This window comes from Arenibacter amylolyticus, from assembly GCF_002150785.1.
GTDB classification, from domain to species: Bacteria; Bacteroidota; Bacteroidia; order Flavobacteriales; family Flavobacteriaceae; genus Arenibacter; species Arenibacter amylolyticus.
The window spans coordinates 1-26,931 of the sequence record NZ_MTAZ01000051.1 but is presented as its reverse complement, the minus strand read 5'-3'; the positions used below and the strand labels follow the sequence as shown (position 1 = coordinate 26,931).

The window sequence follows — 26,931 nt, the reverse complement described above, 5'->3', positions numbered from 1 at the left end:
AAGCACCCTCTATTTTCTACTTACACAAATTGCGGGATAGTGTCACGATTAAACTGTAACCTACTTTAAATCTCCCCTTTTTGGCCAAAGTAGCAGCTCACCTGTCGGTGAGATGGCTATTTTGGCCTTTTTTTTTTTTATACCTTTTTTATACTGTGGTAATCAATGGACTTTTGAAGCCATCATTAGCCATATGGAAAGGTCCTGATTCCCTCCTAGCACGCTCTACCCCTTTACAACAGCCAAAGGTTGCAGTTCTATCTCAATGGAAACCAAATCCTTTTGATTGGCCATTACCTCCTCTATGTTTTTATAGGAGCTAGGGGCTTCGTCCAAATCGTTCCTATGCCTAATAGCATGTAAAATCCCCTGCTCTTCCAATGCTTTACTCTCTTTCTTCACATCTAGTTTCCTACGAGCCTGTGCCCTACTCATTACTCTTCCTGCACCATGGGAGCACGATTCAAACGAATGGGCATTTCCCTTTCCTTTTACTAAATAAGATCGGGTTCCCTGGGATCCAGGGATCATTCCCCACTCACCTTCCCTTGCTCTAGTAGCACCTTTGCGATGTACCATAACGGTCTCTCCAAAATGTTCTTCCATAGAGGCAAAGTTGTGTGGTTTATTGATGAAGTCCGAGAATTCCAACTCGGGAAGCACTTCCCTAAAAGCCAATTTAGTACGCTCCATCATCAACTTTCTGTTGGCCAGTGCAAAATCGATACAATAATTCATCTCCCTCCAATACAGATCGTACTCCTCACAGTCTTCCGGCAAATAGGCCAGATCCCTGGGCACCTTATCCCCCTCGGCCTTATTTTTCGCCTGTGCAATCTTATTATAATGATTTGCTACTGTATACCCGATGTTTCTAGAACCAGAGTGGATCATAATCCAGATATACCCGTCTGACCCCTTCTGTATTTCAACAAAATGATTCCCTCCCCCCAAGGTCCCTACCTGATATAGAGCATTGTCGTATTCTTGCTCCACAATAGGCAAGTTTCCTATCACCTTCGGCATCCATGATTCGTCTTGCGGACTCTGATGGCGTTTAAAGCCCACTGGAACTGTCTTCCGTATCTGAGTCATTATTTTCTTAAGATCGGATGTTTCCACATCTTTTAAATTGGTCCGTAAGGAACACATTCCGCAACCTATATCTACGCCCACTGCATTGGGAATAATAGCTCCTTTTGTGGCCAATATGGCCCCAATGGGCATACCATAGCCCTGGTGCGTATCTGGCATGACTGCAATATGTTTATAGGCAAAAGGGAGATTCGCCAGATTACGGGCCTGCTCTAACGCCCCTTCCTCCATCTCCCCTTCTTTTAACCATATTATAATCGGAAGTTTTTCTGTTGTTATTACTGTTTTCATTTTCAATATCGTTTTAAAGATTCCCTTTCATTTGGCTACCTATTAACCATAGGCAACCTTCATAATTTAAATTTATACCTATACAATCGTCCATCGGTATTTTAGCATTTCCTCCTCGCCAATTCTGCCCTAGGAGTATTACAGGCGTACGGTTAACTTCTAAGTCCTTTTTGCGAGTCTTATTGCCTCGACGGATGCTGCTAATAAACCACGAGAAGGTATACTTAATATAACCTATTTCTTGTATAGGCAAAATTCTTTACAGGCTTTATACCACTAGGATACCAGAGCACCTAAAAACTACTAAATAATGTTCTTAATGTGGTTATGAACTCCCTTGATAACGAATCCTATCCTTTACGGAAATCCACCTTAAAAAATAGTGGTGTTTCTTCACAGGATTATTGAGTTTTCTGAGGACTTTAATACCTACTTAAAATGGCTATAATAGACTTCTAAAATCCCCTTTCCAGATAAAAACATTTCCAAAATTCCCTGTTTGTCCACCCCAAAGTCTTTGCTTAATTTAACTGAATAATGTTATAGTTCACTTCAATTCTTTAACCCAATGAGAATCAAGCTACTTACCCTTGCCTCTTTTTGTTTTTCTAGGCTATCCCTAGCCTTTCTTACCCTTAATGCTGCTAAAGGACGATCTTTCCCATTTCCCAGCTACAAGTTTCGGAGGGTTTTAAATATCTTTAAGGGATCTCATCACTGGCTAATCCATCGGTATAATCCTAATTAAATGTCCTGCCCAGGTTTAGTTGTTATGGGCCTCACACACCACCATAGCTTATTTTTTTTGAGGCATGAAATGGGTGATATTACCCTCTAAAATGATTGAGACAAAATAATTATACACTTCTATGATTGATTCGAAAATAGACTTCCTGGAAGCAATCAGGAAAAAAGACTGGAGATTAGTACATCGCTCACTAAATGAATTGGATATTAATGAAGCAATCCTTGTATTTCGGGATACACCAAATCGGGAGAAAATAATCCTTTTCCGGTTACTGTCCAGAGAGCGGGCAAAATTAATTTTTAAGTCGCTCTCCCATACAGACCAGCTAACTATTATAGAGGCATTGGGAGAAAAGCCGTTGAAAGTGGCCAATCTCCTCAACGATATTGAACCAGATGACAGAACTTCATTTCTTAAAGAGCTTCCAGAGGAGGTTGCTCAGCGATTAATTCAGCTATTGTCTCCAAAAGAACGCAAGATTACCACTCACCTTCTTAGCTATCCAAAGGATAGTGTAGGGCGACTGATGACGCCAGAGTTTGTGGCCATTAAACCCCATTTTTCCGTATCGGAATCTTTTGAATACATCCGGAAAAATGGGCAGAATTCCGAAACCTTGAACACCTTATTCATTGTGGACCAAGAAGGAAAGCTGGTAGACGACCTAAGGATAGGGAAGTTATTGCTAGCTACCCCCAATCAACGTATAGAAGAATTGATGGATAGACGTTTTGTGGCCCTGAACACCCTGGACGACCAAGAAAACGCCGTAAAACTATTTAAGAAATACGATAGGGCCGCCCTCCCAGTAGTGAATACAGAAGGGATGTTATTAGGTATAGTGACCTTTGATGATATCATGGATGTAGATGAAATGGAGTCTACCGAAGACTTCCATAAATTTGGATCTATCAAAGGAGCTATATCCGATCCCATTAAGGCAAAGGTGATAGATCTTTATAAAAATCGCATAGGCTGGTTGTTTGTACTGGTTTTTATGAACGTCTTTTCCGGTGCTGCCATGTCCAGTTTTGAGGAGGTAATCCAATCCTTTGTACCCTTAGTTTTCTTTTTACCCCTCCTAATAGATAGTGGGGGAAATGCCGGCTCCCAATCTGCTACTTTAATGATTCGCTATTTGGCAGTGGGCGGGGTAAAGCTTAGCGATTGGCACCGTCTGATAGGGAAAGAGTTCGTTGTTTCATTTCTTTTGGGAATTACCATGTCTATTGGTGTAGCGGCCGTAGCAAGTTTCCGTGCCCCCGAAATTATACTGGTGGTAGCCTTGTCCATGATCTTTACGGTTATGATGGGCAGTCTCATTGGCCTTCTCCTACCCTTTATATTTACGCGTATAAAAATGGATCCTGCAACCGCTAGCGCGCCCTTAGTAACCTCATTGTCCGATATTTGCGGGGTAGTAATCTATTTTTCTATTGCAACCTGGTTGTTGGGATAAGTAAATGATGAAGATTGTAGTTCAAATAAACCTACTCGCTTTATAAAAGGGACTTAGAAAGGTAAAATCACCGCTATATGCTCCGTTTTGGCCAGGTATGGGTCCACACATTAAACCCTAGTTTCACCTTTGGCTATCACGAAAGGGGATCTAGCTTATTGTCTCAATTTTGGATGAGCACCTAGTAACCATATCCTAACATCAGGTACGTGATGGTGGGGAAATAGCTATATATAAATGCAGTACCCTACTCCTTAGTAAATAGTCCATAAGCCAGGGGTAGCCAACTCCAGTAAATGGTTATCGGGGTCTCGAAAATATAAGCTGGTCCCTCCACGTTCCCACCTGTATTCACTTTCGATCGTAACCTTATTTTTCCTCAACCATTCTTTCCAGGGGGATAATTCGTCTTTAGCAATGGCAAACGCCAGATGTAGATACCCGTTACCATCATGGGGGGGAATAAGCCCACCCGATCCAGTACTTCCCGCACTGGCCGACCCCTCTAAAAACAAGAGCAAAACCTGTTTGTCGGATACATTGAATGCGCAAAAGTTCCTGGTTTCAATCAGTAATTTAAACTTGAAAAGGGTCCTATAGAAGGTCATAGAAACCTGAAGATTGCTCACGTAAAGAGAAGTTTCCAACACCCCATTCACTTTAAGATTGTCCATAATGTAGTATTATTAAAAATTCAGCTAACAGTCTAAACAACTACAGAAGGAATTAATGAAAGCGGAAAGTTTTAAAATATAATTACCATGCCTGTTCCTTCTTATCCAATTCTTCCCTTTTTACTGCCAACGGATAATCTGTAATACCCATCCCTCCTATACGCAACAGATTCACCACCGTATTATACAGCAAAAGAACCACCACGATTAGCGCGGCGCTCAAAACACTGGATACCCCCAATGAGATATAATACAAAATACTGAACCAATTATTTGGCACATTATCCGACTCCGTATTTGGCAAATTGAATAAAAGGAAGGTAATTACGGCTGCAATAAAAATAATGGTATCTAACTGTGCTATACGTAACCCTTCTTGATAAAAGTCCTTCTTCAACTCGGACCTAGAATTGGAACTAAGACCTAATAAGGTTAACAACAGGGCCAAAATAGTGGCCGATGCCAAGGCAATGGTATTACATTAAGGTATTCATTCCTTCTAGGGAACTCTTTATTAAATCTTTAGCCTCATCACCGCTTAACTTACCCAAAAGGATAGTCCCCAGGCCGATGAATAACATGCTTATTAAGCCCCCAATACGTGCACGCTTTGTATATTTATTCAGTGCCATACAGTCTCATCTTTAATAGGTTATCCATTTTTCCTAGGTAGCCTTAACAGCATTCCTTCTTTCCATGGACCTAAAATTTATGGTTGACGTTGTAAGAGCTTTCTATTTAATTACAAAAGTCGCTGCTGTTTGTGAACTAAATATAGAATTTATTCCCAACTCAATTAAATCTTGGAGTTTTTTAAAGGAGGATGGTTTTTGCAAATACCTATTGGCTCCTTTCTCCTTAAGCACTTTGGCTCTTTCAAAATCTACATAACCAGAGTATATAATAATAGGAATGTTCGCCAATCTTGGCTCATTACGAATATCTATGAGACACTCCTCCCCTGTCATCATGGGCATATTCAGATCTAAAAATATTAAATCTGGTAAAGAGGCCTCCCTTTTTAATAACTCTGCCATTAAATCTACCCCATTGTCAAAAGTCTTGATCTCTGTTTGAAGCGATAAGCCATCAATAGCTTCCAAAAAGAACATGGTATCATCCTGATCGTCATCTGCTAAAAATAATAATAGGTTTTTATTTACCACAAGCAGTGTAATTTATAAGTTGGATTTAAATATTTTTTAGAGCCTAAAATGACAGACTCCTCGTTACATCAGAAAAAGGCATTGTACTGTTCAGTTGTTGTACGCTAAACCACGTAATAAGCAGCCACTACCATAAGTTTAACCTCCCATTCTAAGCACGGTTAAATTTAATCCTTTTTGGAGGTTTTAAATGTCTCTAAATGAAGATTGATTAACCGTATCGCTTACCGATGTTCATTTGAAGATAAATTATTCTCAAAATGCACCCCTTCTCAACTCCCTGCCAAGCCAACAAAATTCAAAATGAAACGTTCCATCTGGATTCAATTCCTTTTTTCACGATACCTAAGACAAAGACAGATATTTTTTTAGGCTAATTAAAGATTGGATATGGTTAACCTTTAAGAAATGAACAAAGTATCTTTCTCTCGGCATTCGTAAATTACCATCCTAAACGTACAGAAACTCATTAAAAAACCATCATGGCAGCATTAAAAAAAGTTAAGATGAATCAAAAATGGCCATGGGTCCTACTTATATTAATATTGGTACTGCTGTTTTTTAATATGACCTTCACTAACAGTACGGAGGAAAAAACCAGCAACGTGCCCCAGGTGGAATCCGATTACTCCATTGAGCAGGAAATCAAGGATAAAAAGGCTACTCCCTATACTAAATCTGCCGAAGAAACTGCAGAATACCTATCCCTTATTGGGGATAGATTCTTATTGGGATCCGATCCCAATTACACTAGAGCTGCCTTGGTACAATTGATCAATATGGTAAGAACCACCGCCATGGAACACCAACAGGGTGAAATAGGCCTATTAGACAGCTTAAAACATAAGGCCCAAACTATAAGGGACCAATCTACCGCATCTAAGCTAGCTGCCGACATTAAGACCATTGGAGACCCCATCTATGAATTGATTGTACAATTAGAGCGCGAAAAATTCCCGGAACTAGGTTTGGAGGCCCAGCAGGTTAAAAGTACTTGGGAAGCCGTGAATCCCAATGTAGCCATAGAAGAGCAACAAGAAGCGATTATAGATTTTTTTGAAAGCTGTGGTGAAGCGGTTAAAAAAATGAACCTCAACCAATAAGTAGGTATTTACGGCTTTCCAAGCAGCTGATTTATTAATACTCCTGGATTTTTACTATTCCCAACACTGTGGTTGCCAACAGCCATCTTCCACCTTCCAGCAAAAGCTTCATCAGGAGTTGCCCAACCCCTAGAATGGACCATTACTCCCCACACCATTTCTCCCAGTAATTACACAAAAACAATACGCTTAAGACAGGCACTTCTACCAAAAATTAGCAACTAAAGATATCCCTTTGAATGGGCAGGACGGAGAAGTTTTCAATTAAAAGTAATTGAGTTAAAATTATAATTTTCTGAAATCATAAAACTGAAAATTACCGCTTACATTAGGGATGATAAAAAAATGAATTAGTAACCTAATAGACCTTAAACGTCTATTAAAAACCTAAGCGATATGAATAGAGATCAGTTAGAAGGAAAATGGAAGCAAGTAAAGGGTAAGTTTAAGCAGACCTATGGGAATCTCACAGACAACGACCTTACTTATACCGAAGGTAAATTTGATGAAATGATGGGGCGCATTCAAGAAAAAACAGGAAAGCGAAGAGAAGAATTGGAAGAACAAATCGAAGAATGGAGCAACTAAATAGGTTTCATCAATTGAATAACAAACCCTCCCATAACGTGGAGGGTATTTTTTTACACCTAGTTTAAAACTCCAGTAGCAGTAGCCCCTATAGCTACCTCTTAAAGATATAATTAGGTGGTGTCTTATTTTAAGTGGCGCCTCTACCCACCACAGTTAGGATTCCTGGCTGTAAATCTTTGCACATTAGTGTAGCAGTAAGCTGTAGTATTCCATTCTCCATGGATCCTCAATAGCAACAGAAGGGTATATCAAATTTAGCCACTTGCCAAAAGAATAAAGGCCAGTACTATTAGAATTACAGCAACCACTGCAATCATAGCCCAAGGAAACCGTGTTCTGGGCACATTGGTAGTTTGATTGCTAACCCCAATATTGTCCTTTTGTTTCGTAGGCATAGGAGCACTTTCACTAGCTTTCAAGTTTTCATTTTCCGCACTTTTCATGTCTTTTATTGGAGTTTATTTAGTTCCTATTTCCCATTAGTTACGACTCTTCCACTTTTCATAGGCTGCATATTGCTCATCGGATAAGATTTGCTTCAATTGGCGTTGCCGTTCACTGGCTACCGTTCCCATCATTTTCCCATTGGGGGAATTTCGCTGCTTGCTTATAAAATTGTCCATAGCCCGTTCCAATTGATTTATTTGATCGGTGGTCATCTTTAATTCCTCATACATTTTGGACAAATCTTCCTCTGAATTAGTGGGTGCTTTCAAGGACGCAGAATTTACGTTTACATTGGCCCCCGTAGAGCCATTAGCACCCTCAACTATATTGGTGGAATTTGCATTCTCTTCAGATTTTTTTGGGGAGGTATCCGATATCGTTTCCGAAGACGTACGTTCCGTAGTTGCCACTTGGGGCTGTTTTTTCTCCTGTGCTGCCCTTTCTACCTTACTGGATTTACAGCTTAGTTGCATCATCAATGCCATTGAGATGCCCATTATACCTATATATCTTTTCATTTTTCAATATTTTTATGTTGTTGCTCTTATTTCTATGAAAAGATAATTTAATGCCTGCTCTTTTGTGAATGGAAATGAATTTAAAATTAACTGCTTTAAGCAGTAGTACCCCTATTGGTAATTAATGTAAAACACTAGGGATATAAAGTTTTTAAATAATACATTGAAAGTCGCGCCGACTCTACTTTTAAAAGATGGTAGCGGAGTAAACGACGAAAACTTGGCAACAGGTCATGGGAGAGTAGAAGGTTGCAAATTTCAATAATCTTGAAGTCGGTGTCCATAAAATCCCCATCCCCACTCATAGACAAGGAATTTTGACCATATAAATTAAGGTGTCGCTGAAACACTTCTTCCATCAGAGGTCCTACACGGTTTTCCCGATCCCCTCCCTCCATGGCCACTTCCAAGTCCGAAATAAAATCCAAACGCTCAAAGGCCCTTTCCTCTAGAAAGCGCCTTAAGATTGGGGTGGGTGCGCATATTGCTGCATTGATATATTGAAGCTGGGAACAAGCATAAAATCTACTCAACTGTTGGAGACAAGCATATAAAATCCAATTCTGCATCATTCAAGTTTTAGCTAAAACTAGTAATCATACCCCACAAATATTTTCTTTAATGAATTAAAATGTAACGCAATTCATAATAGCTAAATTACCTTAATCGTGATAAGGAAAAAGGAGAATCCCTTGCAGTCCGATCCCTATTTCACCTATTCCCCTTCTACAGACACCATCAAACTAAGAGGCACATAACCTATTAATTACCAATCCAATAAAGCTATATCAGTCAACAAAAAACTGGAACAGGTTAAGCGCTTCCCTATTTACACGGTAATTTTCATCTTGGGATAATATCCGTCCTATTTAAGGTCACACTAAAAACTCCTTTTCATGATCGCATTGGAAAAAAGTCATAAAATTGCCAAGCATTTCATTAATACCGTGGGCCATACCCCCTTGGTAGAATTAGGTAATATATTTAACAAGCCGGGGGTTAAGGTGTTTGGTAAATTAGAACTTGCCAATCCCAGCGGTAGTGTGAAGGATCGTACTGCGATGAACATTTTACGGGAAGCGATAGCTACTGGAGAGATTCAGCCTGGCGACACCATTATTGAGTCTAGCTCCGGAAATATGGCCCTCGGACTTGCCCAGGCATGTCTCTACTATAAGCTGCAGTTAGTAGTGGTTGTAGATCCGCACATCAACCAACATACCGAAAAATTACTACGCACCTACGGAGCCAAGATAGTACAGGTGAAATCGCCCAATGAAAATGGCGGGTATTTAGGCGCCAGATTGAAAAAGGTTCAACAATTGCTTCTGGACATCCCCAACAGCTACTGGTCTAATCAATATGGAAATCCCAATAATCCGTTGGCCCACCACGATACAATGACAGAAATAATGGAGGCCCTCAACTATAAGGTAGATTATTTATTTATAGCCGTAAGTACCTGCGGAACCATCATGGGCTGTGCAGATTATATAGAGAAAAATAATATAAATACTAGGATTATTGCAGTAGATGCCATTGGAAGCGTACTTTTTGGTGGCTCACCGGGCGAAAGAATAATTCCAGGCCATGGCGCCAGTGTACCCTCCCAATTCTTAGACTCATCCAAGCTATGGGATCATGTGGAAGTTAGCGACTTGGATTGCGTGCTGGGATGCTGGTCCTTGCTAAAAAAAGAGGGGATCCTTTGCGGCGGGTCTACAGGGGGCGTTGTTTCCGCAATCCAAAAGTACGAATACCACCTGCCAGACAATAGCAACTGCGTTTTATTGCTATGCGATAGAGGCGATCGCTATCTGGATACCATCTACAATAGGGAATGGCTGCTTAAGAAAATAGCAGGGGTTAAAAACCACTTGAATCCTATAGGTGGATGGTAGAGAAAAAGAAAATACCCAACAAAAACTCCAGGATGCCTTTAAGAATAGGAATCATAGGCTTTGGACCAAAAGGCCTGTATGGCTTAGAAGAGTTACTAGCACAAATAAAACATGCAGCCATAAAGGTCCCCATAGACATACATCTTTTCAATAAAACGGTTTTTTTTGGTGCTGGAGATATTTATCGTCCGGACCAGCCTAGGTATCTTCTTATGAATTTTGCCAACCATAATATAAAATTCCATAGAGAGGGAAAACCCAATTTCCTCGATTCAGCCATGGATGATTATGTGCACTGGCTACATAAAAAAACAGGGCAAGGGAACGATGACATGATAAACTCATTTTCCCCAAGAGGGTGGGTTGGCGAGTACCTAACTCACTGTTTTGATAAACTTTGCCAGAACCTTCCCAACCATATTACAATTACACCACATGTAGCCACCATTAGCAGGATACACCGTAAAGATAAGGGGTACAGCTTGGAAAGCGAAGAAGATGGAAACTGGCTTCCCAATCATTATTTTAAAAAATTATTGATTACCACTGGGCATGTTTGGCATAGGCCCCAACTTTCTGTCAACCAAAAAGCCATGGCAGGCTATATAGATTTTGTTTATCCGGTAACGGAGCAGCTTGCCCAAATAGGCGCCCATACTAAAGTGGCTATTAAAGGAATGGGCCTCACGTATATAGACACAGCGCTTTCCCTTACGGAGGGACGGGGTGGCACTTTCAAATTGTTACCCAACGGTAGCCTACAATATATTTCCTCTGGCAAGGAACCTGCAAAGATATACCCCTTCTCTAGAACCGGATTGCCCATGATACCCAGAACGGGTACCCAAGGAGAAATGCCCGTACCCTCCCCTATTATCCAGGATATACTGGGAAAAATGAATGCTGCTAAGCCAACTAGTTTTGTAAACACCATTCTTCCCAGAATAAAACAACTCTTTCATTATGCCTACTATCGTACCCTATTTCAAGTGGTGGGGTGGGAGTTAAAATACCATCCAGATTACTCAAAGGTAGAAGAACAGGTGGCCAATTTTCATTTAGAATACAGTCAACTTCCTAAGTTTTCCTGGCTGGCCATGGAGGATCCATTTCACAGCATACGCCAACCTTCCCACAGTTATACCTCGTTTTATCTAAAACACCTAATTAAGGAGGCAGAACTAGGTATTGGCAAAAGTCCGTTGTTGACTGCCACTGCCGTCTGGCGACAAATAAGTCCAATTTTCAATGGCTTATATTGTTTTGGCGGACTAGATGCCCCTTCCCATCAAGTTTTCGATAATTATTATTTCGGATTATTTAATCGGCTAGCCTATGGCCCTCCCTTGGAGAATGCTAAAAAAATGGTCGCCCTCCAAGAGGCAGGTATTATAGATCTATCGTATAGTAAAAATCCCCTTTACTCCTATGATTCCAATACCCAAAAACATGTGTTAAAACAAGGTGAAATGCAGGAATGGGCACACTACTTGGTTAATGCAACCATTCCCAAGGCCAACAATAGCAACGGCTACCAAGGGTTGTTACATACAATGTTGGAGAACGGTATGCTGCGTTATTATCGCAATAATAACAATGGAAATTATATACCGGGATGTATAGACCTGGATAACAGGGGGAGGCCTTATGATATAGATGGGAACATTAATGAGGATCTCACTTTTTATGGGACGCCCACAGAGGGCCTTACCTTTGATAATGATACCCTCTCTAGGGAACGCAATAACTTCGCCTCCCATTGGGCTAAGTCCGTTCTAAAAACTATTTGCGAAAAACAACACCTCCACAAAAATATTAAAACTGATGAAATACGTTAAGGGAAATCCTAATGGCGGACTCACACCGCTGACATCGGCATGGATGCATAAATTATTGGAGCATCCATCCATTCTGAACCAGCTTGTTGCTAAATACGGTTCACCGATTAACATTCACAACCTCAGTTCTTTTGAGGAAAATATTAGAAACTACCAAAAGGTGTTTCAGTCGCACAAGCTGAAGCACAAGATATATTATGCCCGTAAAGCCAACCGATGCAGGGGATTAGTAAAACAAGCCTTGTCCACCGGAATTGGCGTGGATACCGCTAGTTATAAAGAGCTTTTACAGTCGTTAGCGTTGGGAGGTGATAGGCATAACCTAGTGTTGACCTCCGCTATAAAAACAACCGAGCAAATAGAACTGGCCATCAAAAATAATATCACCATTATTTTGGATAATTACGACGAATGCAAACTGGTGAATGCCATCGCAAAAAAAATGGAGAAGAAGGCAGAAGTAGGAATCAGGGTCAGCGGAGTTTACATAGAGGACCAGAAATTATACAGCAGATTTGGATTTGATATAGAGGAGGTTGCTGCTTTCGTAGAAAGCTATATCGGGGGGGATAAAGAATTGGACCGAATGGAGGTAGGTGGACTTCATTTTCATTTAGATGGGTACTCCATAGAACAACGGGCAATAGCCCTTTCTAGCTGTATTGCTCTTGCACGTGGGTTAAAACAGAAAGGATATCCTATTTCCTTTATAGATATGGGCGGCGGAATTTTAATGAATTACTTGGCGGACGAACAGGAGTGGAAAAATTTTGATGAGAACCTGAGGGATTCCGTTATGAAGGCCAATACCAGCCTTACCTTTAACGGAACTGGATTGGGATATAAGATGATTAACGGAAAATTAGAAGGTAAATTAGACACCTACCCCTTTTATAATCGTATTAACGGGGCCACTTTTATAGATGAGATTCTAAATTATAAGGCCCCTAAAACGAATCTAAGCAATGCCCAACGACTAAAGGGAGAGGATATTGAAATAAGGATTGAACCCGGAAGGTCTCTCTTAAATCTAACAGGTATTACCGTTGCCAAAGTAGCGCATAGAAAAAGGGATAGTAAGGGTCAGTGGCTCGTTGGTCTGGAAATGAACATGAGCCAGTTGATGAGCTCTAGTGCCGATTTCCTTCTAGATCCCTATATTCGATATCAGGATTACACCGAGGACTCCGAGGAGGTCTCAGTGTATTTTACCGGGGCCTATTGTTTGGAAAGGGATATTCTGCTGAAACGAAAAATATCCCTTCCTCAACTACCCAAGCGGGGAGATTTGGTAGTTTTTATTAATACCGCTGGCTATATGATGCATTTCTTTGAGACCGAAGCCCATCTATTTGAGCTTTCAAAAAATATTATGTTTAAGGAGGATGTTACGGATTTTAATAAGGTAACGTTTATAGATGACAATCTAATAACCAAAGACTAGAATTCCCTTGTGGAGTTTTTATGACCAATGCTGTTATGCATCAGGGGAGGTAAAGAACCTTCCCATTTTAGGAAAACTCCAAGGGTGATATGCTAGCTACTATCGACTATATTAAAATACAATTATGCGATGGTTAACCCTCTCCTCCCCTATTTTAATTAGCACAATTTACCATCCAATTAATTCCATATTTATCCGTACATCTTCCAAAATAGCCCCATTCCCGTTCCCTGAAAGAATGGTGAACCCGTCCATTTTTAGACAGTTGTACAAACAGCTCTTCTGCGCTTTCCTTGGTAGACAGATCTACACTCATATGAATTTGATTTCCATGATTAATAGGGGTATCCGGTGAGGCATCATAGGCCATTAAATGGATGTTTTTCCCTTTTAATTCGGCGTGTTGCCATTTATCGCGGAAAGAGGAAGGGACGTCTATTTTCTTTTCCTTATAGGTTTGTTTGTTCACTATATCTGCATTAAACAAATCTGCATAAAAGTGAAGTGCCTCTTGGCAATTTCCGTTAAAAGCTAAATAAGGTTGAATTTTCATATCGTGTAATTTTAGAAAGTTTAATAATTTACTCAGCCCTAGGGGTAAATACGGGCCCTGTTTATAATGTCTTAACCCTAAGACATCAAAAGACTTGAATAGGCACGGAGCCGTGTCCATGGCCTTCTAGTAAGCCCATAAAATGCAGTGTATACAATCTATTTGTTGCATTATTATTTAGGTGCTACCATGCAATAAACCAAGCTCCTAATCGCCATTTATAAAACTAATAATCTAATGGGACAGCATACTTCGCAAATGCTTTAATGTTTAACGCTATTGATTAATTAAAGGCTACAAGCCATAAATCAGGTCGATTTCCAAGCCTATGTATATCCTCTGAAGTCAGCCCTTTTTTAAATAACCATGAGAAAGATTTAGGAGCTAAAAACGAGGAAGGGCAGAGTCAATTTTTAAATTCAATTAAATTGTTCTAATTTTCGCGTTTTGCCCAATTTTATGGGAGCTTAGAGATGCTAATCCACACTTACCGGGCAGGGTAAATATCACCCAAAGGGAGTAATAAAAATGGAGGGAAGGAATATCCTTCCACTCATGGATGAAAGTTGAATTAACAATTATAAAAATAAAAACGAAGACATGGAAAAATCTAAACGTTACCAACAGGGTATGGAAGTCATACGTGAATATGAAGATAAGTCCGAAAATCCGGCTTACTCTATCACTTTCGAAAACCTGATGGATCTTGACCCTAAATTAGAAGATTATATTGTAGAATTTGCTTTTGGGGACATTTATGCAAGGGAGGGATTGTCCCATGAGCAAAAAACCCTGATTACCATTTCGTCCTTGGTAACACAGGGATTGGAGCCACAACTAAGGCTACATGTAAATACCGGACTTACCATAGGTATTAGCCCTAAGGAAATAGTGGGAGCCATAATACATTTACTTCCTTACGCCGGATTTCCAAGAGTACTAAATGCCTTGAATATTGCAAAGGCAGTTTTCTCTGAAAGGGGTGTTTCGGTACAGGAGAAAAAGTAAATTCTTTTCCTTTACAGCTTAGATTATTTATTTAAAAGCCACTTTTAGGAGTGGCTTTTTTTTGTAAAAAACCATTCTTTTTGTGCTGACTTTTCCAAACCCAATTTTAAGAAGTCATTTCTATAAGAAAAACAAATAAAAACCTGAAATTCATCACTTTATTTATGCATAAATAAATCCTACTTTTATTGAAATATTGTATTTTTTTCCGACAGAAATATAACTGCTTTTAATAGTTAATCGAGTATTTATGCTGTATGTCGATTGTTCATTGTAAAGTCAAAAAAAGTAGGATATGTTAGCGACCAAATTAGTCAACCACCGTTCAAGACCCGTTGTAAATGTCTAATTAACAGTTATTTACAACCTGAAACTGATCTTATATCAGTAGCCACATCCACTTCCCCCAAGATGTTTTTTTTGTAATATTTTTTACTGGTTAAAGATACCCCAAGCATCTTTTCAAAGTTCACCTGCTTAGTTTATGATTGTTTTTCCTGGAACCCTTTATGTTTTCATAAAGGTTGCCCTAGAATTAACAGCCAAACCTGTAACCTTTAAACCTTTATATTATGAAAAAAGTGATTTTTTGCGCAGCAGCGCTAATGATGGGCACCGTAGTGATGGCTCAAAGTAACGTGAGTAACGCCGTGATGACCGGCTGGAATAACACAGGAACAGTACATCAAACTGGCAATTTGAATAACAGTAAAATGAATATCAGAGGAGGAGACAATACCTTTGATATTGATCAAATACAAATTGAAAATAAAAGTGAGGTTCAAATCGGTCAACCAAGTGTTCCAGATAATGCAAATATGAATCACGTTAGAATACGGCAAGTAGGAGAACGAAACGAATCATATGCAACCGTTTACGGAGATGGCAATTCCGCGAATATAAACCAAGTAGGAAATAACAATGATAGTTTTCTTACACAAACTGGTACCGGAGATGAAGTAGATGTTGACCAACTTGGTCATTGGAACGCAAGCACTGTACATCAACTTGGTGGCTCTGGCAACTTCGCAGATGTAAATCAAAATGGTAATTCAGATGTAAGTCATGTTACACAAGAGGGGACGGATGCTATCGCAAAGGTCACTCAAAATGGTTGGGATAATTACAGTCAAATTAATCAGAATTCCGCTGCACAAGATGAGGCAACCGTTTTTCAAGAAGGTATACAAAATAAGAGTTGGATAACTCAGATTGGCTCTGGAGACCATGATGCCATCGTTAGACAAAATGGTACAACGAATATTAGTGTCGTAGATCAGACCGGCATCACTCAGGACATCACCGTAATCCAAAATGACTAAGTTCTTACAATATTGATTCAATATAATCTATGGGATGGTAGGTTGCAACCATCCCATATTTTAGTTTATAAAACCTATCATATGAACGCTATTTTTCCCGTTGTTTTTCTCATAGCAATTTTGTCTTTCCCCAAGGTAACAGCCCAGGAAAACTCGGCCTCTTACATATCTTCCTCTATTCAGGACCTGAATACCCCCAACGATGCGCTAAACCTAATTAACGAACAATTTTTAACCCGGCAGGCGCAGATCAACAACTCCAATACCAATATTACCCTAATCACTCAAGTAGGTGAAAATAACACCTCATCGGTAACCACCTTTGCCAACCAAAGTGAGGTAACCCTGGGACAATATGGGAACAATAATAACATAGAACTAGCGCTTAGCGCTACCACTATAGATTACCGAGTCCTACAGAACGGCAACAACAATCAACTATTAGAATTTAATACTGGCACTACTACCCAACTGTTGCAACGCAATATTACCCAAACTGGGAACGGACAACGGTTGGAGATCCATGGTAACAATGCGCTACAAGACCGGATGGTGATACGGATGAATAATGACCACCAATCCCTTATTATTAGAAACAACCAATAACTTTTTCTTACACAAAAAAATAGTTAGCCATTTCTCTAGATGGATGCAGCTATATACGCTAACAGCATTTTTAAAATAAAGATTTACAGGAATTTACAATTTCCAATCCGTCCCCATACAACAACTCATACCAAATAAATCTTACTTATCTCGAGAAATTAATCTTTCTTTAAAAAACTTTTTTTCTTTCAACGAATATATCCACCGTATGTCCCATCTAGGATTATAAAGTATATTATATCCTTTATTTTAGGTACACCCCAATCTCTTACTTTGCTTAGTTAGTTGTAAAACCTAAATACTCCCATATGAGTGTTCCTTTAATACCTCTTGTAATAAGACTGTTATTTTCCCTCATCCACGCTGGGGGTATTACTTTAACATTAATAATAAAGAACGCACAGGCGCCTATTAATTTATTTTGGGCTGCTTTCACATGGGTAGATGTAATCCGCACTAAAAGCGATAAGGCCGCCGATATGCTAATTCCCAAAGGACACTGGGTTAATCCCAATTTAGGGTGGAGTATCCCTCCGCAACTGAGTATCTATACCAACAAGCAAATCCAATTTCTAAAATGATGTTAAGAACAATTCTCCTGATAGGGCATTTCTTCCTTTTCTCCCTCAGCCTCTTTGGGCAGGAGGAAATAACGCATCCTGTGGAGGCCAACATTAAGGTAGCATCCAACGAAACCGTGTATAAAATTACCGCCACTGCCCTAAATAAAACCAAAATCAATAAAAGTCTCTCCTATAAACTTTCAGTTTTTAAAAAGGCCACTGGAAATCAGTCTGAAGCCACCATGAATTCTGCAGGCCGATTTGTACTTGCGCCAGAAGAACAAAAAGTACTAAGTGTTCAATCCCTGAATACGGAAGAAAATCAGCGGGTTATTATCCTTTTATTAATCTATGAAAACGAGCAACTACTAACCAAGGACCGGGTGGTAATCAACGGTTTGGAGGGAGAAGACACCCTATCCCCCTTAGTGGTCAGCGACTTGCAAAAAGCGCTACAGGAAGAGGAAGAAGAGACAGACGGCGTATTTCTCAAGGGATTGGTAGTAGAGGATACCAAGACAAAAGCTGGCAGTGATTTCTATAACTACTTTTCTACCGCCTATAGAGCCAATAACATCAATGGGGAGGAAATTGTAAAAATCCAGGAAGAGCTGGCCTTGGGCAGCAATACCCGCCTAAAAATATATGTGGGCCAAGATGTAGTAGCTCAATTCTTTTTAAATCCCCGAGCCAGTTACCTCAAGGAAAAAGCAGAGCAGTCTGTCTATCTGGTCAACCGACACTTAATGGGATTGAAACAAGCCAAACAACAAAGAATTAAATATTGAACTTATGAAAACAATCTTTATTGGGATATTCCTATTGTTTAGCGGCCTCGCTTTTGGTCAGCATTTAGTCTACACCCCAAAAAACCCCAATTTTGGTGGCAATACCTTTAACTATCAATGGTTATTGAGTTCTGCCAATGCGCAAAACTCGTTTAAAGACGACCAAAGTAGATCGCACACTACAAAATCGGAATTGGAACGCTTCCAAGAAAGCCTCAATAGACAAATTTTGGGACAACTTTCCCGAACTGCCTTCAGCTCAGAATTTAAAGAAGGGCTAAAGGAAGGCACCTTTAATGTGGGAAGCCTAGTAGTAGAAATCTACGAAACGGGCGAAGGCTTAGTCATGAATATATTGGATGTGAATACCGGCGAGCAAACCCAAATTATAGTCCCAAATTAAAATATTTATGGATACAAAATCAGCGTTTGCCCTGGTAGGCTCCCTATCCTTATTACTCTTTGGATGCGGCGCCTATTTTAACCAACCCTATAAGGTACAGGATGCCCGCATAGGCGAATTGGCCTCCAAAACCCAAATTTTGCGAGACATGCCCCTACCCTACGAACAGGTAGTGGTGGGTGTCTATAATTTTAAAGATCAGACAGGCCAATACAAAACCTTGGAGAATGGGAGCACCTTTAGTACAGCCGTTTCCCAAGGGGCCACTACCATGTTGATACAGGCCTTGGAAGATTCTAAATGGTTTATTCCCATTGAGCGCGAAAATTTATCCAACCTACTCAACGAACGAAATATTATCCGCTCTACCAGGGACGAGTTTCAAAAGAGAACCAATAACCCCCAACCAGCATTACCTCCCTTACTCTATGCTGGGGTATTGCTAGAGGGCGGCGTGGTTTCCTACGATTCCAATGTAATTACCGGGGGTGCCGGCGCCCGTTATTTTGGAGCAGGTGGATCTACACAATATCGCGAAGATCGCATATCCATATACTTAAGAGCGGTATCTACCAGCAACGGCAAAATTTTAAAAACCGTATATGTCTCCAAGACCATATTATCCCAAGCCATAGATGCCAGCCTCTTTAGATACGTAAATTTTCAGCGGTTGCTAGAGGCCGAAACTGGAATCACTAAAAACGAACCCGTACAGCTTGCCATGAAAGACGCCATTGAAAAAGCAGTGGAAGCCTTAATCGTAGAAGGAATAGAGGCCGGACTGTGGACCACCAAAGATGGAGCCTTAACCAATAAGAAACTAATGGATGCCTATAAGGCAGAAAAGGAAGTGGAAGAAGCTACCTTGGTACACAACAGAAAACAAATTCCCTTAAAATATAAGAACGCCCTTAATTTTAATGCATTTTCACCAAGATTAAATGCCGATCTATCCAAAAAAACCTTGGGCCTTGGAGGTTCCGTAGCCTATACTAAAATGGTGTCGCCCCATGCCGCTATTGGGTTAGATCTCGGCTATTTATATATCACTGGGGGCGAATCTTTTTATAGGGAATACATGGCCTCTAGCCTTAACCTAGAACTAAATATATTGCCTTATGACAAGTTAGCACCATTTATCTATGGGGGAGGCGGCTTTATTTTCGACATACATACCCGGGAAGATGCCAACCAAGAGAAGATTTTCTCTCCAAAACTTCAGTTTGGGGTGGGACTAAATGCCTACGTTTCGGACCGGATTGATTTCCGGGTATTTGCAGAAAGCAACTTTACCTCTACAGATGAGCTAGATCATGTAATACACGGCAAAAGGGATGATTACTATTACAAATTTGGAGCCGGTATAAAATATAAGTTTGGGCAAAAAAAGAAGAAAGAGGTATTAAAGGAGTAAATATGGAATGAGCCTAACCAAAACGGATTGCACCAAATAATAAATATATGCGAATTAGACTGCCGTCATGCAGGTTTACAGCCGCTTGAACGATCTAGTTGGGCAGGTATGACCTTATAAAACAATATAAAAACAGATATGAAAAAGAATAAGCTATATCTATTAGTATTCGTCCTTGCCGCCCTTTTTTGGGGCTGTGAAGAAGAGCCTATTGCCGAGAACTCTTTTGGAACCCTAACAGGTACAGTGGTTTCCAAAGGGAAGAATACCCCCCTTCCCAATGTAAAAATATCTACTACTCCGGCTTCCACCACCCTGTTTACAGATGAGAAGGGGGAATTTGTCTTTGAGGACATCGCCATTGGCAAATATTCTGTACAGGCAGAGATAGACGAGTTCCAGACCACCTTTAAAGCAGCTACGATTATGGAAGCCAAGACCGTACATATTGTCTTTGAACTAGACTCCTTGGATGCCGGAAATCTATCGCCCCTAGCTCCAAACCTCCTATCCCCCATAGACAAGGCAGCGGAGGTACCTGTAAATACCACATTTAGCTGGACGTCTTCAAAAAACGATAAGGACGAAATTAGCTATAGCTTGGAGCTAAGGAATGGCTCTACCAATCAAGTAATCGTCTACGAAGCGCTTAAAGACACCGTTTTAACGATAGATCAGTTAGCTATTGGAGTTAATTACTTCTGGCAAGTTTCTGCAGATGATGGGGTAAACAGTCCGGTTAAAAGTGCCCTTAGCAGTTTTACCACTAAAGAACCTACCAACAACCGCTTCTTTTATGTAAGGGACGTGGATGGCAATAATGTTATATTCTCAGGATCCGAACCTATGGAGACGGGAAGCGTTAACCAAAACGAATTGCGATTAACCAGCACCAACAATAATAGTTATAGGCCCATTAAAAACAATACCGTGGGGAAAGTGGCGTTCCTACGTACCCTAGGTACACAAACCCATTTATTTTCCATGGATCCGGATGGCTCAGCGGTACAGCAAATTACGGCTGCCGTATCGGTTGCCGGATTTAGACAAGACGAACTGGAATTCTCTTGGTATGACAATGGTGCCAAACTCTATTATCCAAGTTTTAACAAGCTGTACAGCATTAATCTCAATGGATCAGGGAACAAATTGGTCTATGAGGTAGCCAACGGTACTTTCATAAGTGAAATAGCAGTTAATTCCGTTAATAATCTAGTGGCCTTAAAGACCAATAATGCCAACGGATACGAAGCTAGGATTGTAGTAGTGGATATGGATACTGGGACAGAAGCCTATGTAGTTATGGATGGACAGCCCGGTGCCTTGGGCGGATTGGATTTTTCGATGGATGGCACCAAAGTACTCTTCACTAGGGATATTTCTGGGGTAGAAAATGCCGAATACAGGCAATTAGATTCCCGAATATTTGAATATAGTCTGGTGAATAGCACCGTAGTGGAAATAACTACCAAGAAAACGGCAGGAACCAATGATCTGGATCCCAAATATTCCCCGGACGAAGGCACTATTATATTTACAAACACATCCAATGACGGACTTTCGGAGCGAAAAATCTATAGAACCCAAGACAGTGAAAACAATAACAGACAGCTACTATTTACCAATGCTTTTATGCCAAATTGGGAGTAACTTAACTACTGCCCAATTTAAATAACCCAACCAAAAAAAGGCCCATGAAAATGGGCCTTTATATTTATACTTACTAAAACAAGGATTAAGTAAACCTCATATAACTATCACTTAGTCTCAGATCTTCTTGGCCCTAGCTTTAATAAACTCATAGAGCAAGCGTACTGGAACCGCCGTAGCTCCACTCTGTCTGTATCCAGAGGCTTCCTTTACAAAGGCAGCTCCTGCAATATCCAAATGTATCCACGGGTAATCGGTAAAATGCTCCAAGAATATGGAAGAAGTACTCACCCCGCCTGTTGGTCCGCCTAAATTACTCATATCCGCTATGTTGGATTTCAACAAATCCTTGAACTCTTTCCAAAGCGGTAATTGCACCAATCTTTCGTACACCACTTCCCCTATTTCCTTTAAATCGTTTATTTCGGACTGATCATTTCCTAACACGGCCATACCAAAGGCACCGGTAATGGCTGCAGCGGCGCCGGTTAAGGTTGCCATATCTATCACCAATTCCGGATTAAACCGCTTGGCATAGGTTAATGCATCTGCCAAAACCAATCTCCCTTCGGCATCGGTATTCTTAACTTCTACGGTGGTACCGTCCATCATGGTGATAACATCGTCTACCACCAATGCATTGGCAGCTATTTTATTATCCGTAGCTGGTACAATTCCAATCACATGATAGGGTAATTTATTTCCGGCAATGGCAGCCAAAATTCCTAGGACCGCTGCTCCTCCCGCCATGTCACTTTTCATAGTAACCATATTCCCGCCTGTTTTTAAGGAATACCCTCCAGTGTCGAACATTACCCCCTTCCCCACAAGCACCAAAGGTTTTTTATTGACGGGCTTAGCTGGTTTGTAATGAAATACATTAAAGGTAGGAGGGGTTTCCGACCCTTTGTTAACTGCAAGTAAACCACCCATTCTTAAGGCTTGGATCTGTTCCTTGTGCAAGATTTCCGTTTCAAAACCAAATTCCTTTCCCACTTCTGTTGCGGTTTTGGAATACTGCAACGCATCCATATAATTTACCGGCTCGTTAACCAAGGTTTTTGTCAATGAAACAGCCTCTGCAATTACTTTTAGCTCCCTTAGTTTGCTCTTGGAAAAAGAACGTCCGCTGATATGGATATCAATGGATTTCTTTTCCTTTTCCCCCTTATATTTATCAAAACTATAACTACTTAAAAGCATACCTTCCAAAAAGGCATAGCATTCATTTTCAGAAAACTCGTCTAGCCCCACTATATGCACTGATTGTAGCTGATGTTCATTAAGGGCTGCAAGCGCAGATGCCCCTGCTAAACGTAAAGCCTCGTGTTCACAGTTGGGAAGTACCATTAAAAATTGGTGTTGATCTCCTACAGCATTAAGGACCACCCATTTATTCTCGGTAAAAGCCTTGTCGATACTGGAAATCAATGCCTTCTTAAAATTATACCTAGCTGCCTGCTCGGTAGATCCTATAAGCACCAACTCATCGGCACCTTCAAAAGCATCCTCTTGCTCCGTATAGATTTTAAAATTTATATTCAAATAGTTCTCTATCATATTCTTCGTTTAATTTGTATTTACAATTCGTTGTACAGGTATTCACATTATCCAACATCCTTCTTATACCTGTAACCGCCATGGATAGTATATTAATATTTAGCGACTAAATTACACATTAAAATAATCCGTATGGCATTCTCCTCTCCTATATAACCATAGTTCATTTTGTTGATTGGAAAATCACCCTAAGAATTACCGGGTTCGAGCATAGCTTTAAAGTAAGAAGCTGTCTTTAGGTTAAATTCCCTCCTATCATAAGTCGCTTAACTTAAAAATAAATGGCCTTAATTGGACGAATCCACCTTCAACACACATTCAAAAATGAATTGACTATCATCCACTTTTAGAATAAATCTCAAGTAAGATTCGCGGACAAAACACAGGGCTTTAACGCACAATAGTCCTATCGCTTGAATTTAAGAATATGGAGTTTGGATAAAAAAATTGCCGATGGAAATTCACCGGCATTTTTAATAAAGAGTATAGCAATTTTTAATCCTTGTAAATAACTTGGGCATCCCGTACGTTGGCATCCAAGTCGTCCATAGAATTAACATAATGGTACTGATTATTTAAAACGTTATCGGCACGCTCTCCAACGATTATATGAACCACATCCAAATCTGGGGCATTAATTTCTACCTGATCTTGTACACGCATTTTTTTATCGCCCAAATCGGTATCTAATTTCTCTAGTTCCGATATTACATAGAGTCGTCTTTCCGACGCCCTAATTTCTTTTATCTCTAATTCGTGTTCCTTGCCAGTTACTTCGGCCTGAACCACAATGGAACGCTCCATTTTATCCTCGCCGGGCATATCCACATCGATTACTGGAACCTCTACTTCCTCTTCCTCCATCACAACGATGACCTTCGGAATTTCTACGGTTTTAGTGGTAGTACCCACATTTATATCGGCCCAGTTGACCTCATATTCCGGCAATTCACCAGCATCTGCACTTAGGTCAACATCTAGATCTGGTAGTTCTCCTTTATCTTCTTTCTTAACATTACAAGCACTGATTAGTGCAAGCATTAATATAGGTAATAGTACTTTTCTCATGATTATTAATTTTTTAAACGTTTGTTATTATCCATTTACTATAAAAGCGTGAATTACGCCAGGCAGCCAAGCCAATAGGGTAAGAAGTACGCTGACCAAAAAGGTGGTCCCAATACCATGTTTCAAAAAGACCGCAAGAGGCGGCAAAAGAATATTAAATATTATCGTTAGTAAGGACATAGTTCTAATTGTTTTGATTCACTACAAAAATCGCTGATTATCAACACATAGTTTAACCGAAATCCTAAAAAAACGAACTTAAACACCAATTCTTAGCCCTTGTATTTTAGACGAATAAGAATTGATTCCATATATGAAATTAGCATAGTAATATCTAGGAGTTAGGAGGAGTAAGGGAATCTTCTATTCCTTACAGCTAATGCAATTGAGTGGAAAGTATCGCGTATTTTTAGAAATTATAAAATTGATTACCTCGTCCTATATATTAGGCTCCCTATTATTTAAAACTGATATCTGCCCTGATTTAGCTACATTCTTTGTTATTTTACTTAAAACAGTAAATTTTAAATCCTAAAGACAGTTTCATGGCCGAAACATCCCACAATTGAGTCACCCTAATAAGGGAAATCACTATTCCAAGTGCAATTTTCATTATAGTCACCTGTTTATTAGCCGCCCTATTCCCTGGCGAAACAAATACAGTTTTAGACAGTATAAAGAGGTTTATCTTCGTTAACCTCAACTGGGTCTATGTATGGTCTGTGACCATTTTTGTATTCTTTTTATTCTATTTGGTGCTGAGCAAATATGGGAAGATCCGATTGGGAAAAAATGACAGTAAGCCCCAGCATTCATTCTTCTCATGGATTGCAATGCTTTTTGCTGCTGGAATGGGAATTGGTCTTATGTACTTTAGTGTCGCAGAACCCATGCAACATTATAGCGCCCCAATTTTTGCAGAAGAGGATGCCATTACTAGGGCTAAAAATGCACAATTATATACCTTCTTCCATTGGGGTATTCATGCTTGGGCCATTTATGGTATTGTTGGCTTATCCCTTTCTTATTTCACCTATAGGTATAAGCTACCGCTATCTTTACGTAGTTGTTTCTATCCCTTACTAAAAAATCGGATACAAGGAGTTTGGGGTAATGTCATCGATGTTTTTGCCCTTTGTAGCACCTTATTTGGTATTACCACCACCTTAGGGTTTGGGGTTGTCCAAATTAATTCGGGCCTCGTAAATATGAATATCTTTCCAGATACCAGCTTTATCTACCAGGTTATTATTGTAGGTGTATTGGTAGCTACGGCAATCTTATCTGCAGTTACTGGGGTTAGTAAGGGAATAAAGATATTGAGTAGTATTAATATTGTAGCGGTTATCTTTTTACTCCTCTTTGTAGTTTTAGTAGGCCCTACCTCTCACCTCTTGGTTAGTTTCACAGAAGGACTGGGGAATTATTTAAGTAGTTTTATAGAGCTTACCTTCAATACCCATTCCTACAAAACGGATGAGCTTCCTTGGTTTTATGATTGGACTATCTTGTATTGGGCATGGTGGATATCTTGGGCACCTTATGTGGGGTTATTTATAGCAAAAATATCCCAAGGGCGTACTATTAGGGATTTTGTAGCCGCTGTCCTAATCATCCCTACCGCCTTCAATTTTATTTGGATGACCGTTTTTGGGAATAGTGCTATGTGGATAGATCAGGCTATCGCCGATGGTGCTTTGAGTAGTATAGCTGGAAATCCCGATATGCTTATGTTCCGATTTTTGGAATACCTACCGCTGTCTGGAATCACTAGTTTTTTGGTCATTCTCATCATTATCATATTTTTTGTTACCTCGGCAGATTCAGGTATTGTTGTAATGGATAGCATCGCCACAAAAAACTCTACCAGGTCCTCTAAAATACAAATCGCGTTGTGGGGAATTATTTTGGCGTCCATATCCCTTGTTTTATTAAATGCCGGTGGATTGGAAGCCTTACAAAGTATGACACTTATCACTGCTTTACCTTTTTCGGTAATTATGCTCCTTTTTATTGTTAGTTTGGTGAAGGCCTTGCAAATAGATCATAAATATTACGAGCGCGACTTCTCAGCGACTACTGACCTGTGGTCTTCCGACTCTTGGCAAGACAAATTAAAGCAAATTGTAACCTTTAAAACCAAATCGGCCATTGACACTTTTATAAACACTACTGTAAAAAGTGCTTTTGAGGAAATGCAGGAAGTATTATCCAAATATGAGATTACTTCAAAAATCAATACACATCAAAATCCCCATAGAATAGAAATAGAGATACAATACGATGTGGTGAATAACTTCATCTATGGTGTGCGAACAGAATCTAAAAATCTACCCGATTATTTTGTAAAGGAGGAGAATTTGCCAGAAACGGTGAGTGATGAGTTGTTTTTTCCGCTCTCCTATTTTGGGGATACCAGGGAAGGCTACAATGTCCATTATTTTACCAAGAACGAATTAATAACGGATATCTTGAAGCATTATGAACGATTTTTAAGGCTCACTTCCGAAGAAAAGAACGCCATGTTCATCAGCAGTAATATCCATCACAAAAAGTTTAAGAAGGTTAAACGCAAACTTAAAAAGAATATTTAAGACCTATTATTCCTGAGATAAATGGAGCTAGTTTTACAGTGGCAGCTACCTTCAGAGCTTTTTCTACATAATAAGGATAAGCGCAATCGAGTAGGAAGGTAGCCATTATTTGGCTACCTGTCCTCTC

The 26,931-nt window shown here is 39.9% G+C and carries 26 protein-coding genes; 14 read left to right on the top strand and 12 right to left on the bottom strand.

What is annotated here, in order from left to right:
* Nucleotides 1-225: 225 nt before the first annotated feature.
* On the bottom strand, nucleotides 226-1,386 hold the full coding sequence (locus BV214_RS14970) for an RtcB family protein (protein WP_086478322.1): 1,161 nt from the start codon (nucleotides 1,384-1,386) through the stop codon (nucleotides 226-228).
* A gap of 869 nt (nucleotides 1,387-2,255) precedes the next feature.
* On the opposite strand from BV214_RS14970, the gene mgtE reads away from it, so the two are divergent.
* Nucleotides 2,256-3,593, top strand: coding sequence for a magnesium transporter (mgtE, locus tag BV214_RS14965; protein ID WP_086478321.1), 1,338 nt, complete (start codon nucleotides 2,256-2,258; stop codon nucleotides 3,591-3,593).
* Nucleotides 3,594-3,847: 254 nt separating this feature from the next.
* On the opposite strand, the gene BV214_RS14960 is transcribed toward mgtE, so the two are convergent.
* The 4 genes from BV214_RS14960 to BV214_RS14950 form a co-directional block, all read right to left on the bottom strand.
* Nucleotides 3,848-4,267 (bottom strand): VOC family protein, encoded by a 420-nt coding sequence (locus BV214_RS14960; RefSeq protein WP_086478320.1) that lies wholly within the window; start codon nucleotides 4,265-4,267, stop codon nucleotides 3,848-3,850.
* Between the two features lie 82 nt (nucleotides 4,268-4,349).
* On the bottom strand, nucleotides 4,350-4,733 hold the full coding sequence (locus tag BV214_RS14955) for a hypothetical protein (protein WP_245806808.1): 384 nt from the start codon (nucleotides 4,731-4,733) through the stop codon (nucleotides 4,350-4,352).
* Between the two features lie 10 nt (nucleotides 4,734-4,743).
* Nucleotides 4,744-4,899, bottom strand: coding sequence for a hypothetical protein (locus BV214_RS17000; RefSeq protein WP_223883476.1), 156 nt, complete (start codon nucleotides 4,897-4,899; stop codon nucleotides 4,744-4,746).
* Between the two features lie 102 nt (nucleotides 4,900-5,001).
* A complete protein-coding gene (locus BV214_RS14950; RefSeq protein ID WP_086478319.1) occupies nucleotides 5,002-5,433 on the bottom strand; it encodes a response regulator in 432 nt (143 codons plus the stop codon).
* A 482-nt stretch (nucleotides 5,434-5,915) separates the two neighbouring features.
* On the opposite strand from BV214_RS14950, the gene BV214_RS14945 reads away from it, so the two are divergent.
* Nucleotides 5,916-6,536 (top strand): hypothetical protein, encoded by a 621-nt coding sequence (locus BV214_RS14945; RefSeq protein WP_086478318.1) that lies wholly within the window; start codon nucleotides 5,916-5,918, stop codon nucleotides 6,534-6,536.
* Nucleotides 6,537-6,932: 396 nt separating this feature from the next.
* Entirely contained in the window at nucleotides 6,933-7,124 is a 192-nt protein-coding gene (locus BV214_RS14940) for a CsbD family protein (RefSeq protein ID WP_086478317.1), read from the top strand.
* Between the two features lie 257 nt (nucleotides 7,125-7,381).
* Here the strand turns inward: BV214_RS14940 and BV214_RS14935 are convergent, their stop codons facing one another.
* The 3 genes from BV214_RS14935 to BV214_RS14925 form a co-directional block, all read right to left on the bottom strand.
* Nucleotides 7,382-7,570, bottom strand: coding sequence for a hypothetical protein (locus BV214_RS14935; RefSeq protein WP_086478316.1), 189 nt, complete (start codon nucleotides 7,568-7,570; stop codon nucleotides 7,382-7,384).
* A 36-nt stretch (nucleotides 7,571-7,606) separates the two neighbouring features.
* Entirely contained in the window at nucleotides 7,607-8,092 is a 486-nt protein-coding gene (locus BV214_RS14930) for a hypothetical protein (protein WP_086478315.1), read from the bottom strand.
* A gap of 134 nt (nucleotides 8,093-8,226) precedes the next feature.
* Entirely contained in the window at nucleotides 8,227-8,664 is a 438-nt protein-coding gene (locus BV214_RS14925; protein WP_086478314.1) for a hypothetical protein, read from the bottom strand.
* A gap of 324 nt (nucleotides 8,665-8,988) precedes the next feature.
* Here BV214_RS14925 and sbnA point away from each other — a divergent pair, with 324 nt between their 5' ends.
* From sbnA to BV214_RS14910, 3 genes are read left to right on the top strand one after another with little or no spacing between them, the layout of a single operon-like run.
* Nucleotides 8,989-9,993, top strand: a complete 1,005-nt coding sequence (gene sbnA, locus BV214_RS14920; RefSeq protein ID WP_086478313.1) for a 2,3-diaminopropionate biosynthesis protein SbnA — start codon at nucleotides 8,989-8,991, stop codon at nucleotides 9,991-9,993.
* Nucleotides 9,994-10,025: 32 nt separating this feature from the next.
* Nucleotides 10,026-11,831 carry an FAD/NAD(P)-binding protein gene (locus BV214_RS14915; protein ID WP_176328532.1) on the top strand — a complete coding sequence of 602 codons (1,806 nt, stop codon included), beginning with the start codon at nucleotides 10,026-10,028 and terminating at the stop codon, nucleotides 11,829-11,831.
* Nucleotides 11,818-13,275 (top strand): alanine racemase, encoded by a 1,458-nt coding sequence (locus BV214_RS14910; RefSeq protein ID WP_086478311.1) that lies wholly within the window; start codon nucleotides 11,818-11,820, stop codon nucleotides 13,273-13,275. Before BV214_RS14915 ends, BV214_RS14910 begins: the two co-directional genes overlap by 14 nt.
* A gap of 154 nt (nucleotides 13,276-13,429) precedes the next feature.
* Here BV214_RS14910 and BV214_RS14905 read toward each other — a convergent pair whose 3' ends face one another.
* Nucleotides 13,430-13,828: a VOC family protein gene (locus BV214_RS14905; protein WP_086478310.1), complete on the bottom strand. Its 399-nt coding sequence runs from the start codon at nucleotides 13,826-13,828 to the stop codon at nucleotides 13,430-13,432.
* Between the two features lie 600 nt (nucleotides 13,829-14,428).
* Between BV214_RS14905 and BV214_RS14900 the strand changes: the two genes are divergently transcribed.
* The 7 genes from BV214_RS14900 to BV214_RS14865 all read left to right on the top strand — a co-directional run bounded on the left by BV214_RS14900 (nucleotide 14,429) and on the right by BV214_RS14865 (nucleotide 21,582).
* Nucleotides 14,429-14,836 carry a carboxymuconolactone decarboxylase family protein gene (locus BV214_RS14900; protein WP_086478309.1) on the top strand — a complete coding sequence of 136 codons (408 nt, stop codon included), beginning with the start codon at nucleotides 14,429-14,431 and terminating at the stop codon, nucleotides 14,834-14,836.
* 572 nt (nucleotides 14,837-15,408) lie between these two features.
* Nucleotides 15,409-16,158 carry a hypothetical protein gene (locus BV214_RS14895; RefSeq protein WP_086478308.1) on the top strand — a complete coding sequence of 250 codons (750 nt, stop codon included), beginning with the start codon at nucleotides 15,409-15,411 and terminating at the stop codon, nucleotides 16,156-16,158.
* Nucleotides 16,159-16,239: 81 nt separating this feature from the next.
* A complete protein-coding gene (locus BV214_RS14890) occupies nucleotides 16,240-16,764 on the top strand; it encodes a hypothetical protein (protein WP_086478307.1) in 525 nt (174 codons plus the stop codon).
* 577 nt (nucleotides 16,765-17,341) lie between these two features.
* A complete protein-coding gene (locus BV214_RS14880) occupies nucleotides 17,342-18,115 on the top strand; it encodes a CsgE family curli-type amyloid fiber assembly protein (RefSeq protein WP_086478305.1) in 774 nt (257 codons plus the stop codon).
* 4 nt (nucleotides 18,116-18,119) lie between these two features.
* Nucleotides 18,120-18,518, top strand: a complete 399-nt coding sequence (locus BV214_RS14875; RefSeq protein WP_086478304.1) for a curli production assembly/transport component CsgF — start codon at nucleotides 18,120-18,122, stop codon at nucleotides 18,516-18,518.
* 7 nt (nucleotides 18,519-18,525) lie between these two features.
* Entirely contained in the window at nucleotides 18,526-19,932 is a 1,407-nt protein-coding gene (locus BV214_RS14870) for a CsgG/HfaB family protein (RefSeq protein WP_086478303.1), read from the top strand.
* A gap of 138 nt (nucleotides 19,933-20,070) precedes the next feature.
* Nucleotides 20,071-21,582, top strand: coding sequence for a carboxypeptidase regulatory-like domain-containing protein (locus BV214_RS14865; RefSeq protein WP_086478302.1), 1,512 nt, complete (start codon nucleotides 20,071-20,073; stop codon nucleotides 21,580-21,582).
* 117 nt (nucleotides 21,583-21,699) lie between these two features.
* Here BV214_RS14865 and BV214_RS14860 read toward each other — a convergent pair whose 3' ends face one another.
* The 3 genes from BV214_RS14860 to BV214_RS14850 form a co-directional block, all read right to left on the bottom strand.
* Nucleotides 21,700-23,142: a leucyl aminopeptidase family protein gene (locus BV214_RS14860; RefSeq protein ID WP_086478301.1), complete on the bottom strand. Its 1,443-nt coding sequence runs from the start codon at nucleotides 23,140-23,142 to the stop codon at nucleotides 21,700-21,702.
* Nucleotides 23,143-23,637: 495 nt separating this feature from the next.
* Nucleotides 23,638-24,210 (bottom strand): hypothetical protein, encoded by a 573-nt coding sequence (locus tag BV214_RS14855; protein ID WP_086478300.1) that lies wholly within the window; start codon nucleotides 24,208-24,210, stop codon nucleotides 23,638-23,640.
* Nucleotides 24,211-24,237: 27 nt separating this feature from the next.
* Nucleotides 24,238-24,390 carry a YqaE/Pmp3 family membrane protein gene (locus BV214_RS14850; RefSeq protein WP_086478299.1) on the bottom strand — a complete coding sequence of 51 codons (153 nt, stop codon included), beginning with the start codon at nucleotides 24,388-24,390 and terminating at the stop codon, nucleotides 24,238-24,240.
* 398 nt (nucleotides 24,391-24,788) lie between these two features.
* On the opposite strand from BV214_RS14850, the gene BV214_RS14845 reads away from it, so the two are divergent.
* Nucleotides 24,789-26,804: a BCCT family transporter gene (locus tag BV214_RS14845; RefSeq protein WP_086478298.1), complete on the top strand. Its 2,016-nt coding sequence runs from the start codon at nucleotides 24,789-24,791 to the stop codon at nucleotides 26,802-26,804.
* The last annotated feature ends 127 nt before the right edge of the window (nucleotides 26,805-26,931 follow it).